The organism is Pedobacter sp. (assembly GCF_965227205.1).
Classification (GTDB): Bacteria; Bacteroidota; Bacteroidia; order Sphingobacteriales; family Sphingobacteriaceae; genus Pedobacter.
On the sequence record NZ_OZ245727.1, the window covers coordinates 1,601,863 to 1,616,241 of the forward strand.

The 14,379-nt window shown below is 36.6% G+C and carries 10 protein-coding genes; 6 read left to right on the forward strand and 4 right to left on the reverse strand.

What is annotated here, in order from left to right:
- The first annotated feature begins 16 nt into the window (after window positions 1–16).
- Window positions 17–985 carry a PDDEXK nuclease domain-containing protein gene (locus tag ACO05K_RS06945; RefSeq protein ID WP_421943719.1) on the forward strand — a complete coding sequence of 323 codons (969 nt, stop codon included), beginning with the start codon at window positions 17–19 and terminating at the stop codon, window positions 983–985.
- A 14-nt stretch (window positions 986–999) separates the two neighbouring features.
- Window positions 1,000–4,227 (forward strand): amidohydrolase family protein, encoded by a 3,228-nt coding sequence (locus ACO05K_RS06950; RefSeq protein WP_421943720.1) that lies wholly within the window; start codon window positions 1,000–1,002, stop codon window positions 4,225–4,227.
- Window positions 4,228–4,517: 290 nt separating this feature from the next.
- Here ACO05K_RS06950 and ACO05K_RS06955 read toward each other — a convergent pair whose 3' ends face one another.
- A complete protein-coding gene (locus ACO05K_RS06955; RefSeq protein WP_421943721.1) occupies window positions 4,518–6,713 on the reverse strand; it encodes a B12-binding domain-containing radical SAM protein in 2,196 nt (731 codons plus the stop codon).
- 230 nt (window positions 6,714–6,943) lie between these two features.
- Here ACO05K_RS06955 and ACO05K_RS06960 point away from each other — a divergent pair, with 230 nt between their 5' ends.
- The gene (locus tag ACO05K_RS06960) at window positions 6,944–7,633 is read left to right on the forward strand and encodes a hypothetical protein (protein WP_421943722.1); all 690 of its coding nucleotides are present in this window, start codon (window positions 6,944–6,946) and stop codon (window positions 7,631–7,633) included.
- 271 nt (window positions 7,634–7,904) lie between these two features.
- Here ACO05K_RS06960 and ACO05K_RS06965 read toward each other — a convergent pair whose 3' ends face one another.
- A complete protein-coding gene (locus ACO05K_RS06965; RefSeq protein WP_421943723.1) occupies window positions 7,905–9,095 on the reverse strand; it encodes an NAD(P)/FAD-dependent oxidoreductase in 1,191 nt (396 codons plus the stop codon).
- Between the two features lie 253 nt (window positions 9,096–9,348).
- Between ACO05K_RS06965 and ACO05K_RS06970 the strand changes: the two genes are divergently transcribed.
- Window positions 9,349–10,488: a 5-(carboxyamino)imidazole ribonucleotide synthase gene (locus ACO05K_RS06970; RefSeq protein ID WP_421943724.1), complete on the forward strand. Its 1,140-nt coding sequence runs from the start codon at window positions 9,349–9,351 to the stop codon at window positions 10,486–10,488.
- A 59-nt stretch (window positions 10,489–10,547) separates the two neighbouring features.
- Complete coding sequence (gene purE / locus ACO05K_RS06975) at window positions 10,548–11,039, forward strand: 5-(carboxyamino)imidazole ribonucleotide mutase (RefSeq protein WP_421943725.1); 492 nt, start codon at window positions 10,548–10,550, stop codon at window positions 11,037–11,039.
- Window positions 11,040–11,100: 61 nt separating this feature from the next.
- Here purE and ACO05K_RS06980 read toward each other — a convergent pair whose 3' ends face one another.
- Window positions 11,101–11,664, reverse strand: coding sequence for a YqgE/AlgH family protein (locus tag ACO05K_RS06980; RefSeq protein ID WP_421943726.1), 564 nt, complete (start codon window positions 11,662–11,664; stop codon window positions 11,101–11,103).
- Between the two features lie 46 nt (window positions 11,665–11,710).
- Here ACO05K_RS06980 and pdxH point away from each other — a divergent pair, with 46 nt between their 5' ends.
- A complete protein-coding gene (pdxH, locus tag ACO05K_RS06985) occupies window positions 11,711–12,361 on the forward strand; it encodes a pyridoxamine 5'-phosphate oxidase (RefSeq protein WP_421946283.1) in 651 nt (216 codons plus the stop codon).
- Between the two features lie 398 nt (window positions 12,362–12,759).
- On the opposite strand, the gene ACO05K_RS06990 is transcribed toward pdxH, so the two are convergent.
- Entirely contained in the window at window positions 12,760–14,367 is a 1,608-nt protein-coding gene (locus ACO05K_RS06990) for a RagB/SusD family nutrient uptake outer membrane protein (protein ID WP_421943727.1), read from the reverse strand.
- Window positions 14,368–14,379: the final 12 nt, after the last annotated feature.

Below are 14,379 nucleotides of genomic sequence, written 5' to 3' on the forward strand. Positions count from 1 at the left end.
TTTTACAGAATATTTAATGTTAGAAAATCAGTTTGCACATATCGTTGCTTTAATTAAAGATGCTAGAAATACAGCTTTAAAAAACGTAAATTCTGCTCTTATAAATCTTTATTGGAACATTGGAGAACACATCCATAACAAGGTTAATAATGCCGAATGGGGGCAATCGGTAGTAAAACAATTGGCAGAATTTTTATCAAAGCAGGAACCTAATTTAAAGGGTTTTTCGGATAAAAATCTTTGGCGTATGAAACAATTTTATGAGAATTATAAAGATTTCCCAAAACTCTCGCCACTGGTGAGAGAAATTAGCTGGACCAATAATCTAATCATTTTGTCACGCACAAAATCAATTGAAGAGCAGGAATTCTATTTGAAAATTTGTAAGAGAGAGAATTATAGTTCAAGGGAATTGGAAAGACAAATTAATACAAGTTTTTTTGAGCGCTCTATTTCAGGCAATATAAAACTCTCAGCAGTGCTGAGAGAAATGCATCAAGACATAGAAAGCAATTTTAAGGATAGCTATGTTTTCGAATTTCTAAATCTCCCTGAACCTCATAACGAAAGCGATTTGCAGAAAAGTCTAATCCTCCAGATGAAAAATTTCATTCTGGAATTAGGAAAGGATTTTTTGTTTATCAGCGAAGAATACAAAATACAAGTTGGAAAAAGCGATTTCTACATTGATTTACTTTTTTATCATCGTGGTTTACAATGCCTAGTAGCTTTCGAATTAAAGGTCGATAAGTTTAAGCCAGAGCATTTAGGGCAATTAAATTTTTACCTAGAAGCGTTAGATAGAGATGTTAAAAAAGTAAATGAGAATCCAAGTATTGGGATTTTGCTTTGTAAAGATAAAGACAATGAAGTTGTTGAATATGCTTTAAGTCGAAGTCTTTCGCCAACTTTGGTATCAGAATACAAAACCCAATTACCCGATAAAAAATTATTACAACAAAAAATACACGAATTATTTAAATAAGATTTCAATATATAATGAAGCAACTCTATTTTCTTTCAGCACTCTCTTTATTATTTCTAACTACAAATGCCCAGGAAAAAAAATGGGATGTAGAGAAATACCAAGGCACAACTAAAAACTTTACATTAAATACTGATGAAGGTACTTGGATGAATCTGGATGTTAGTCCGGATGGACAAGAAATTGTTTTCGATTTATTGGGCGATATTTACACGATGCCAATTGCAGGCGGACAAGCAAAGCTGATAAGTGGCGGAGTCGCTTATGATGTGCAGCCAAGATTTAGCCCCAACGGTAAATATATTTCTTATACGAGTGATAAAAGCGGTGGCGATAACATTTGGATTATGGCTCGCGATGGTTCCAATAAAAAACAAGTAACCAAAGAAAGTTTTAGGTTGTTAAACAACGCAACTTGGATGCCAAATAGCGAATATATTGTTGCTAGAAAGCACTTCACCGCAGGCCGTTCTTTAGGCGCAGGCGAAATGTGGATGTACAACATTAATGGCGGCGATGGCGTGCAGCTAACCAAACGTAAAAACGACCAGCAAGATGCAGGAGAGCCAAATGTTTCGCCTGATGGAAAATATGTTTATTTCAGCGAAGATGTAACACCCGGACCAAATTTTGAGTACAGTAAAGACCCAAATGGAACAATTTACGCCATTCGCCAATTGGATTTGACGACAGGAAAATTAACAACTTTAATTAATGAGCAAGGTGGCGCTTGTCGTCCGCAGGTTTCTTCTGATGGAAATTTAATTGCTTTCGTTAAACGTGTTAGGTTAAAATCTACCTTATATGTTCAGAATATTAAAACCGGGGAGGAATGGCCGGTTAACGAAGATTTATCTCACGATCAGCAAGAAACCTGGGCAATTTTTGGTGTTTATCCAAACTTTGCATGGACTCCAGACAGCAAAAGTTTAGTTTTTTATGCAAAAGGAAAAATCAGGAAAACTGAGTTAGCATCGCTAATTACTTCAACAATTCCTTTTCAGGCAAATACAGTTCAAACTGTTCAACAAGCTCTGCATTTTGAGCAACAAGTTTTCAATAATGATTTCTCTGCCAAAATGTTACGCCAATTAACTACATCGCCTGATGGCAAAACAATTGTATTTAATGCTGCCGGATTTTTATACAAACAGGAATTACCAAATGGCGCTCCTGAGCGTTTAACAAATGGTTTAGATTTTGAATTTGAACCGTCTTTTAGTCCGGATGGAAGATATGTTGTTTATGTTAGTTGGAGCGATGAACTTCGCGGGTCAATTAAAAGAGCAGATTTAAAATCGGGCAAAACTATTACATTGAGTGATGAAAAAGGCTTTTATTATTCACCGCAATATTCTACCAAAGGTGATAAAATCGTTTTCAGAAAAGGAAGTGGAAATGATGTTTTAGGATACAATTATGGCCGTGGAACAGGAATCTTCACGATGGCATCAAACGGCGGTGCTAAGACTTTAGTTTCGGAAAATGGAATAAAACCATCATTTAATAACACTGATACCAGAATTTATTTTCAAAGTTATGCTGACGGAAAGAAAGCTTTAAAAAGTATTGATTTGAACGGAGCAAACGAAAGAACGCATTTTACTTCTCAATATGCCAATCAGTTCATCGTTAGTCCAGACAATAAATGGTTAGCTTTTAATGAATTATTTAATGTTTACATCACACCGATGATAAATGTTGGCGTTGCGCAAGATGCATCGGCTGGAAATAAAGCCATTCCGGTTGCAAAAGTGACTACAGATGGCGGAACTTACATTCAATGGAGTGCAGACAGCAAAAATTTACACTGGACTTTGGGTCCGAAATATTTTACCATTGATGTAAACAGTGCTTTCAATTTTGATGGTTCTACACCGAAAACTCTGGCCAGTTCAATTGATATCAATTTGACTTTAAAATCGGATGCACCAACTGGAATAGTGGCGCTTAAAGGTGCAAGAATCATCTCGATGAAAGGCGATGAAGTAATTGAAAACGGGATAATTTTAACCGATGGAAATAAAATCACTTCAATTGGCAAAGCCGATGCTATAACGATTCCGGCAAATGCAAAAGTGATTGATGTAAACGGCAAAACCATTATGCCGGGAATTATTGATGTGCATGCGCATTTACGCACCAGTCCGGATGGAATTTCACCACAAAGCGATTGGAGTTATTTAGCAAATCTGGCTTTTGGCGTTACTACTTCACACGACCCATCAAGCAATACGGAAATGGTTTTCAGTCAGAGTGAAATGCTGAAAGCTGGTAGAATGGTTGGACCAAGAGTGTACTCAACCGGCGGAATTTTATATGGTGCCGATGGCGATTTCAAAGTAGTAATTAATAGTTTGGATGATGCTTTGGCGAATCTAAAACGTTTAAAAGCAGTTGGTGCATTTTCGGTAAAATCATACAATCAACCACGTAGAGAACAGCGTCAGCAAATTTTAGAAGCGGCTCGCCAATTAAAAATGGAAGTTGTTCCTGAAGGCGGTTCTACGTTTTTCCATAACATGAATATGGTTGCAGATGGGCATACCGGAATTGAACACAGTATCCCGGTTTTACCAGTTTACAAAGATGTGACCACGCTTTGGAATAGTACCACTGTTGGTTACACGCCTACTTTAATTGTTGCTTACGGTGGTCAGTGGGGCGAAAATTACTGGTACGATAGAACCAATGTTTGGGAAAACGAAAAGTTGATGACTTATACACCACGTTCGATTATCGATTCGAGAGCGAGACGTAGAACGACTTCTGAATATAGTGATTACAATCACATCGATATTGCAAAAGCAACTAAACAAATTGCTGATGGTGGTACAAAAGTAAACTTAGGTGCTCACGGACAAATTCAAGGTTTAGGTGCACATTGGGAGCTTTGGATGTTTGTTCAAGGTGGTTTCTCTCCGTTACAAGCCATCAGAAATGCAACATTAAATGGAGCACATTATTTAGGGATGGATAAAGAAATCGGTTCGCTAGAAGTTGGAAAATTAGCTGACTTAGTAATTATGGATGCTAATCCTTTGGATGATATTCGCAACTCTGAAAAAATTAAATATGTGATGATTAACGGTCGCTTGTATGATAGCGTAACCATGAACGAAGTTGGTACAAGAGAAAAACTTCGTGGAAAATTATGGTTTGAAGGTGCAAAAGGAACTGGTTTCATTATTCCAAATGGAGAATCAGAAACGTGGAATTATACTGTTCCACATTGCGATTAAATTATTTTTATTTACCATATAAGGGACGTAAGGAAATACAAAGCTTTGAGCTTAAATGAAACTTATGTTCCTTATATGGTCTACGCTTTCGTCATTCTCGCGTATATGCGGGAATCTTAATGTTTTAGGTGATGTACGTTCGTTTTAAGATTCCCGTTTTCACGGGAATGACGACAGCCTAAAAATTTCTGTTACACGAAATGTCATCCTGAGCTTGTCGAAGGACTTTTAACAATTAATTTATAAGAGCGTTTCGACAAGCTCAACGTGACAATATCTTCTGAGTATGGTTAAAGAACCAACAATCCAAAATCCCTTAAAGTATTAATTGGTTTGGAATACCAGAACAATTCGAAATTTTCCATTTCCGTTTCAAAATCGGCTTTAACCTCAGCAAAAGAAAAAACTTTTTCATTTAAAATATGGATTTTTTCCAAAATCGATACAAGCCATTTACCCTCTTCTTTATTGGTTTGAACGGTAAAACTTTCTTTTTTATCATGAAAAGTGAGTGAAGCCATTTCCCAGGTATTTCCTTTTTTCGATTTGGTAAAAAATTCTGCTGAAGGTTTTCCTCCTATCCAAACTACCTTTGCGGTTGGTTTAGTATTAAAATGATTATCATCATTCAAGGCTTTTTCAATAAAATCAGCTGGAATTTTTGTTTTGGGAATTTTAAAATCGAACCAGTCTTGCAGTTCGTAATCAAAACAAATTCCATGCATAAAATTGAAAAGCGATTTCTTCAATCCAAAGCTAAATTTATTATGGTCGATACCCGTTTTATCAATGTAATTAATATCGTTATTGGCAAAAGTACCGATGGCTTCAGTTTCCTTTACAACGCCAAATTTCTCTGGGTACATTCCCACAGGACTATGAGCAGTCATAGCGAATTGATGCCAGAAACCGGATTGTAAAACTCCAGCCTCGAATAACTGGCGAACCATTTCCAAACTATCAACAGTTTCTTGAATGGTTTGCGTTGGATAACCGTACATCAAATAAGCGTGAACCATAATGCCCGCTTCAGTAAAATTCCGGGTAACTTTTGCGACCTGTTCAACGGTAACGCCCTTATCGATTAGCTTTAATAATCTATCGGATGCAACTTCCAAACCACCAGAAACCGCAATACAGCCCGATGCTTTAAGTAATAAACATAAATCGGCTGTAAAACTTTTCTCAAAACGAATATTTGTCCACCAGGTTACTGCTAATTTTCTGCGGATAATTTCCAAGGCAACCTCACGCATCAAAGCTGGCGGAGCTGCTTCATCCACAAAGTGAAATCCGTTTTGCCCAGTTTTGGTATATAAATCTTCAATTCTATCAACAATTTGCTTCGCCTGAACGGGCTCATAAACTTTAATATAATCTAAAGAAATATCGCAAAAAGTGCATTTTCCCCAATAACAGCCATGCGCCATTGTCAATTTATTCCATCGCCCATCGCTCCACATGCGGTGCATGGGGTTTACAATTTCGATAACCGAAATATATTTATCTAAAAGTAAACCAGCATAGTCTGGCGTACCAACATCAGCTTGTTTGTAATCTTTTCTAAACGAATCGTTTTTATAAGCAACTTCTCCATTTTCTAAAAGAAATGTACGTTTGTACATTTGCATCTCTTTTGGAACGGTTCCACTGACGTTCTGAATTAACAATTCGATTGGCAATTCTCCATCATCCAAAGTGATAAAATCGAAAAACTCGAAAACTCTTTTATCGGATAGTGAACGTAATTCCGTGTTCGGAAAACCACCACCCATCGATATTTTAATTTCGGGATGATTGGTTTTTATCCATTGTGCACAACGAAAAGCACTGTATAAATTTCCAGGGAATGGAACAGAAATTAAAAACAGCTTAGGCTGAATCGTTTCAATTTTATCTTTTAAAACTGAAATTAAGATATTATCAATGTAAGTTGGTTCCTGTTGTAAAGCCTCATACAATTCATCGAATGAGTTGGCACTTCTACCTAAACGTTCAGCATAGCGGCTAAATCCAAAGTTTTCATCAATACACTCCACAATGTAATCTGAAATATCTTCGAGGTAAAGCGTTGCCAAATGTTTGGCTTTATCTTGCGTTCCCATAGCACCGAATGCCCAATCCAATTCTTCCAATTGCGCAAAGCGAGAAGCCTGCGGCAGAAAATCGTCTCCACAAATCTGCAATGCCAATGTTGGATTCTTTCCTTGCAGAAATGCAATTACAGCATCGATGGTTTTTAAATATTCATCTTTTAGCGCTAAAATACGTTTTGCATTATCGCTTTTAGGTTTCTGATTGTTGACCTCAAATAAATCGGTTAAACCTTTTTTTGAAAATAATTCCAGAATCACTTCAATACCTAAATCGGCTTGGGTTGAAGAAATATTTTTAGTATTCAAAAAACCTTTGATATACGCAGTTGCTGGATAAGGAGTATTCAGTTGGGTAAATGGCGGCGTAATGGCAAAAATTTCGGCTTTCAAAAGGAATTGTGTTTTTTCTGCAAAAGTAAGGGAATTTTAGAAGATTGGGGTTATAATACCTTCGTCACTCTGAATTTATTTCAGAATCTTTACGCTTTCAAGATGCTGAAATAAATTCAGCATAACGAGTTTGTTAGTATAGTTGTTAAACTAAATTTCCATTCCAAACGTTTTAAAAGTACATCAACGCCATTTCTACCAAAATGAAAGTTTTGTATTTATTTTCTCTAATGATTTTTGCTCAAATCAGTTTTGCACAAAAAACTTTTACATTCCCTAAAATAAAACCTCAAGGAAACTCCATTGAGCAACTTACTCCTACCAACTGGACTGTTATAGAAACTGCCAATGGCGATTTAAATAATGATGGAGCACTTGATATGGCCGTAATTTTTGAATCGGATAAAATTACCAGTGAAACCAGAACTTACGGCGATAATAACTCTGAAATTATCAAAGAAACTCAAAAACCACGTATTCTGGCAATCTTTTTAAAGGATAAATCCACCGGAAATTACAAGCTCTCTACCCAGAATAACGATTTTATTCTTCGTTCTGAAGAGGGCGGAAAACTCGGCGACCCTTTGCAACAAATTGCCATTAAAGACCAACAACTGTATTTACGTTTTCAAGGTGGTGCAGAATGGCGTTGGGAAATGGGTTATACTTTCAAATTTCAAAATAAAGATTGGTTTTTAACGAGTGCAATAAACCTCTATTTTAACCAAAATACAGGCGACATGACCGAAAGGATTTACGATTTTAATACCCGAGAATTGTTTACAACAGTTGGTAATTTGCATCGACGAGATGTAACCAATCGTAAAACCAGTGAAGTGTTGTATTTTTCTGAATTAAGGACTTTTAAAACTTTTAAAAAGCCTTGGGCTTGGGAAATCATGCCGAATGTTTATTTGTGATTTTGCCACGGAAACACAGAATTTAATACTTTTCGTAAGCGGTCGTCATTGCGAGGCTCGAAGCAATCCTACAACGTTCGCCATTCATACCTATCGCTTTAAGATTGAAATATTTAAGGCATTGTCACGGAAGCACAGAAAAAATGGGATTAAAGCGGCTTTTAAGGCGGTCGTCATTGCGAGGCACGAAGCAATCCTACAACGTTCGCTATTCATACCTATCGCTTTAAGATTGCTTCGTGCCTCGCAATGAAGTAATTTAAAGCTAAGTTTAAATATTCTGAGCGATTACAAAACCACTTGCCCATGCCCATTGAAAATTATAACCACCTAACCAACCTGTAACGTCCAAACATTCTCCGCCGAAAAATAATCCTGGAATCTTTTTGCATTCTAAAGTTTTAGAAGAAATTTCGTTTGTGTCGATTCCACCACGCATTACTTCGGCTTTATCGTAACCTTTATCGCCAGCGGGTTTTACTTTAAATTCGTGAATGGTTTGCTCTATTAATTGAATTTCAGGATTGGTAAGTGCTGCAACCGGTTTAGTTAATGGTAAGAATTTACCTAAAGCATCGGTAAATTTTTTAGTATAGAAACGATTCAACAAAGTTGATAAAAGCGTTTTACCGTTAGATTTTCGTTCATCATCTAAAAGCGAAGCGATATTATGATGTGGTAGTAAATTTAGGTTAACCACTTCGCCTCTTCTCCAGAATGAAGAAATTTGCAAAATTGCCGGTCCGCTTAAACCCCAGTGCGTAAATAAAATATTTTCTTCAAAAGAAATTTCATCGTTGCTTACCTCACAAAAAACAGAATTACCAGAAAGCTGGGCAAACCATTCTTCATCTTTTCCAGTGATGGTAAGTGGAACCAAAGCTGGTGCAGTTTCTACAATTTTTAAATCGTGTTTTCGGGCGAAACGCAAAGCGAAATCTGTTGCGCCCATTTTTGGTATTGGTAATCCGCCAGTGGCGATAACGAGTTTTTCGGATGTTAAAACAACTTTTTTTCCATTCTTTTCATAAGTAACCTGGAAACCATCTGGTAATATCTCAATATCTTTCACATCAGCATTGCAACGAATCTCTTGACCAAAATCTTCGCAAATGGATGTAAAAACTTGAACAACATCCTTAGCATTTTTATCATCAGGAAATAATTGTCCTAATGTTTTTTCCTTACCTTGAATGCCATAGGTTTCAAAAAAGCTGATGGTATCATCAACCGTCCATTGTGTAAAAGATGATTTGATGAAATGTGGATTTGCAGAAATAAATTGTTCTGCTGAGGCAAATTGATTGGTGTAATTGCAACGACCGCCACCAGAAATTAAGATTTTGGCGCCAGGTTTTTCGTTTTTTTCGAGTACAATAACCTTTTTACCTAAGTAACCAGCTTGTACTGCACACATTAATCCGCAAGCACCTGCACCAATAATTATTGCATCAGCATTCATGTGGCAAAGTTATAAGTTTTAGGTTTATTGTAGTATCTGTTTTTAATAGCCTCGATTGAAGTGGAAATACTTTTTGGTGCAGCACTTCGACAAGCTCAGTGTGACAATGACAAAAAGATTGTAACGAAAAGCGGGACTGACATTTAATAGTTGCAGTGTAATTGCGCTTCGAAACTTAAATGATACAAATTTGTCATTGTGCCTTTATCCTTGTTCTTTTTGCTATTTTTGCGACTTAAAATCTCTTTTATTGATGGCAAAACAGATAAGCGAATTAAAGCTAGGTATTTTAGGAGGCGGACAATTGGGCCGAATGCTCATTCAACAGGCAATTAATTATAATGTAAATTCGTTAGTTTTAGACCCAGACCCAGACGCACCTTGCAAGCATATTGCAAACTATTTTGAAAATGGTTCGATTACCGATTTTAATACGGTTTATAATTTTGGTAAGAAAGCCGATATTATCACTATTGAAATAGAAAAGGTTAATATTGAGGCTTTAGAGCAACTCGAAAAAGAGGGAAAACAGGTTTTTCCGCAGTCGAGAGTGATTCGTTTAATTCAGGATAAAGGCGTTCAGAAACAGTTTTTTAAAGAAAACGATATCCCTACTTCTCCTTTTCAAATTGTTAATACAAAAGAGGATATGGTAAATAGCCATATTCCTTTTCCCTACATTTTAAAATTGCGCAAAGATGGTTACGATGGTAAAGGCGTAATGCGGATTAATGGCGTTGCGGACTTAGATAAGGCCTTTGATGCGCCTTGTATTATTGAAAAATTAGTCGATTTTGAAAAGGAAGTTGCCGTAATTGTTGCCCGAAACTCGAATGGCGACATGAAAACTTTCCCAATGGTGGAAATGGAATTTAATCCGGAAGCTAATTTGGTTGAGTTTTTAATTTCTCCATCTACTTACGCCGAAAGTTTGCAACAAAAGGCTGAAAACATTGCTAAAAACATTGCTTCTTCGATGAACATTACAGGGATTTTGGCTGTTGAGATGTTCGTTTGTAAAGATGGTGAGTTGTTGGTGAATGAGGTTGCTCCTCGCCCTCACAATAGCGGTCACCAAACTATTGAAGGAAATTATGTTTCTCAGTTTGAACAACATTTGCGTTCTATTTACAATTTGCCATTGGGCGATACAACCAGCATTACAAATGCAATTATGATAAATTTGCTTGGCGAAAAGGGCTCTGAAGGTGTTGCAAAGTATGAAAATTTAGAAAAGATTTTAGCGATTGATGGCGTATTCGTTCATCTTTACGGTAAAAAATATACAAAGCCTTTCCGAAAAATGGGTCACGTAACGATTGTTGATATTGATAGAGAAAAGGCTATTGAAAAAGCAAGATACGTACAGAAAACATTGAAAGTTATTGCTTAAAAGAGTAAACAGCAAGGATTAAGGAATAAAGAAAAAAGATTTAAAGATTAGGATATAAAATGAGTGCTAAAGTTGGAATAATTATGGGCAGCAAATCTGATTTGCCCGTTATGCAAGATGCTGCTGATGTTTTAAAAGAATTTGGAATTGACTATGAAATTACGGTTGTTTCTGCCCACAGAACACCAGAGCGCATGTTCAATTATGCTAAAGAGGCACAAGGTAGGGGATTAAAAGTAATTATAGCTGGCGCTGGTGGTGCGGCTCATTTACCGGGCATGGTTGCGTCTATAACTACATTGCCAGTTATTGGTGTTCCTGTAAAATCTTCTAATTCTATTGATGGTTGGGATAGTATTCTATCAATTCTTCAAATGCCGAATGGTATTCCAGTTGCAACTGTGGCTTTAAATGCAGCGAAAAATGCAGGCTTATTGGCTGCTCAAATTTTAGCTACGGCTGATGAATCTTTAACGGTTAAAATGCAGGCTTATAAAGATGAGTTGAGAAGAAAAGTTGAGGAAAGCGCAAACGAAATGAACCAAATATAAAATGTCACGTTGAGCTTGTAGAAACGCATAATCTTTCGACAAGCTCAAGATGACAACTTATTTAATTCAAACTTGGGTCAGTAGGGAAATTGCTTACATGTGCATACTTCGGACCTAAGTTTACAATAACATCTCTCCAAAGTTTTTCATCATCGTTATTAAAAATTAAATCGGGATGCGAAATATCGCCAACCATCCACGCATTCTGCTCCAATTCTCGGGTTAGTTGTCCATCATCCCAACCAGAATAACCCATAAAGAATTTTATTTCACTCTCGTCGATTGCGTTTGTATTGATTAGAATTTTTAAGGTTTCGAAATTTCCGCCCCAATAAATTCCATTACCAATTTCTTCGCCGCTTTGCAGCTTATCGTAAGCACGATGGATAAAATGTAAGGTATCTGCAGCAACTGGGCCACCAAAATAGATGTGATTGTTTGCATCCCACAAATCTTGAATAACATCTTTCAATAATAAATTTCCAACCTGATTTAGAATATAGCCCACAGTTCCATCGGCTCCATGTTCGGTTAATAAAACTACCGAACGTTTAAAATTTGGGTCAGCCATAAATGGTTCTGAAATCAATAATCGGCCGGTTTTTGGTTTTATATTATTAAGCATGATGATAATCATTTGTAGCACCGTAAAAGATGCCTATTTTTGTTTTATGCAAGTTACAAATGAATTTCTACAAAACCTGCGCCAAGATTACATCAGCGCCACGTTAGATGAATCTGACGTAGATAACAATCCTATTATTCAGTTTAAAAAATGGTTTGATAATGCCGTGGAAGCACAGGTTTATGAACCAAATGTAATGACTTTGGCCACTGCCGATAAAGCCGGAAAGCCAGATGCCAGAATTGTTTTACTAAAAGGTGTTGATGAGGATGGTTTTAGATTTTTCACCAATTATCTAAGCGCCAAAGGAAAAGAATTAAAACGCAATCCTTACGCTGCTTTAGTTTTCTTTTGGCCTGATTTAGAAAGGCAAGTAAGAATTGAAGGAACAGTAGAAAAATTAGATAAAGAAACATCTGAAGAATATTTTATTACTCGTCCGGTTGCAAGTCAGATTGGTGCTGTAGCATCTCCTCAAAGCCAGATTATCCCTAACAGAACTTTTTTAGAAGAAAAATTCGAGGAATTGAAAACTAAAAGTGATGGAAAGACAATCGCTAAACCAGCACATTGGGGTGGTTATATTGTAAAACCAACCAGAATTGAGTTTTGGCAAGGTCGCAGAAGCCGTTTACACGATAGAATAAACTTTGAACTTTTAAAAGGTAGTTGGGTAAAAAACAGGTTGGCACCATAAAAACATATAAAAATGAAAAGAGATACGCTATCCAGCCATATCTCTTTTCTTTAACTAATCATTAACTAACCTAAATTTTACTAGGAAGTGCCTTTATAAAAACGTCTCAGATTTTTCAAGCTTTGACGATTATTTTTTTTTAATTCAAGTTTTTTTTCTCTCTTGATGAATCAAAGGTCTTGAAAAATAAGGCTGTTTTAAAGTGTGTATCGATGAATAAATACATTGTATCGACCAATAATATTTAATATTTATTTTAACAATTATTAACATTAAATAATTGTTTTTCAACTAATTAAACACGATTAATTAGAGTTTTAATCAGGCTTATTTGGACATATAAAACAAAAGCTTTCTCTTTCGAGAAAGCTTTGTTGAAAATAGGAAACTAAAAAAATCTAATATCCTGGATTTTGATTGATATTTGGGTTTGCATTTAATTCATCAGTCGGAATTGGCCAAATGTATCTATAATCAGAGTAAGGAATTGCAGCCTTTGCAGCAGCTGTTGTTGGTCTTAAAACAACATCCCAATTTGTACCAGTGCCACTAAGTGCTGTAACTAAAATCTTTGCCGGGATTCCACCACCTGCAACCTGGAAATTAGCATCTTGAGAAAGCCTTGTAATATCCGGCCACCTTCTGCCCTCGCCAGCAAATTCGACTCTTCGTTCGTTTAAAATCGCTTGGGTTAATGCATTTTGAGTTGTAAAACTGGCAATAGTATATTGATTGGCAGTTGGTACAGCTCTATTTCTAACCGCATTTAGTAAACTTAGTGCTCTGGAATCTAACGCTGTTGTTCTTGAATAGGCTTCAGCAACATTTAACAATACCTCAGCATACCTGATAATTGGCGCATAATCGGTTTTGTTAGTGTAATCTCTAAACTTATAATTAAAGAAATACCTTGCTCCTGTTGTAGTTTGCTGTATCTGCAATAATGTTCTTCTTGTATCTCCAGTTACCCAAAAACTTGCATTGTATAAATTCGGGCTTGTTGCAACCAAACCACGTCCGCCTAAACTTGCCGGACCAAACATATTTGGTAAAGCACCGTTTACACTACCATTTGCAGCTGCACTGTTTTCAATAGAAAAAATAGATTCAGTATTACTGCTAAAGTTTGTGAAAGGACCATCCGGCGAAGCCGTTAAAGCATAATTACCAATTGAACTTGTGTACGGAGCAGCTGTTGCAGATGTACCTAATTTTGCGCCTTCTGTAATTACGCCAGCGAAATCGTTCATGTGTAATTTAACACGAGTTTTTAAAGCAATTGCAGCAGCTTTTGTAGCTCTGGTTATTGCATAGGTAGAACGTGTTGCAGGTAAATTCGTTTCAGCATAATCTAAATCAGCTAAAATTTTAGTGTAATCTTCGGCAACGGTTCCTCTCGGAACTAAAAGTTGTGTGGTAACGGCATCAGTAGAGTTAACCGCAACGGTACGATAAGGAACTCCAATATTATTTCCACTTCCATCAACATAAGGTCGGGCAAAATTAATAACCAATTCGTGGTGTGCTAAAGCTCTCAAAAACCTGGCCTCCGCAGCATATTGTGTTGAAACTGCAGTTGTAATTGTTCCTTTCGCAGCAGCAGCTTCAACACCAGCAATCAGAATATTACATTGATTAATCAGTGCATACAAATTGCTCCAAAGGTTAATGTTATTTGCCGTTGTTGAAGTATAAGTAGACTCATAAGTAATTTGGAAGAAGGTTGCTAGGTTAACCATGTCTTCCCCTCTCATCTCCACTTGTTCTATTGAAGCAGCACCAAATGGATAACCACGTCCTGAACCACCGTTGTATGTACCAACTGCCGCAGTATTGTAAACGCCCGCTGCCACTAATTCGATATTTGCAGGGGTATCAAAAGCCGTTGCTTCTGATAGTGAGTTGATAGGATTCAACTCTGTATATTTTTCGCAAGAACTTACCGTTAACATGGTTAAAAGCAATCCTGCGTAAGCTAATTTATTTTTAATTTTAAAATTGTTCATATCAGTATATTC

Excerpts from the sequence above, each read along its gene's own strand:
- ACO05K_RS06945 (WP_421943719.1), top strand. The coding sequence starts at position 17 with ATGTTAGAAAATCAGTTTGCACATATCGTTGCTTTAATTAAAGATGCT.
- ACO05K_RS06965 (WP_421943723.1), bottom strand. The coding sequence starts at position 9,095 with ATGAATGCTGATGCAATAATTATTGGTGCAGGTGCTTGCGGATTAATG.
- ACO05K_RS06950 (WP_421943720.1), top strand. The coding sequence starts at position 1,000 with ATGAAGCAACTCTATTTTCTTTCAGCACTCTCTTTATTATTTCTAACT.
- pdxH (WP_421946283.1), top strand. The coding sequence starts at position 11,711 with ATGCAAGTTACAAATGAATTTCTACAAAACCTGCGCCAAGATTACATC.
- ACO05K_RS06960 (WP_421943722.1), top strand. The coding sequence starts at position 6,944 with ATGATTTTTGCTCAAATCAGTTTTGCACAAAAAACTTTTACATTCCCT.
- ACO05K_RS06980 (WP_421943726.1), bottom strand. The coding sequence starts at position 11,664 with ATGCTTAATAATATAAAACCAAAAACCGGCCGATTATTGATTTCAGAA.
- ACO05K_RS06990 (WP_421943727.1), bottom strand. The coding sequence starts at position 14,367 with ATGAACAATTTTAAAATTAAAAATAAATTAGCTTACGCAGGATTGCTT.
- ACO05K_RS06970 (WP_421943724.1), top strand. The coding sequence starts at position 9,349 with ATGGCAAAACAGATAAGCGAATTAAAGCTAGGTATTTTAGGAGGCGGA.
- purE (WP_421943725.1), top strand. The coding sequence starts at position 10,548 with ATGAGTGCTAAAGTTGGAATAATTATGGGCAGCAAATCTGATTTGCCC.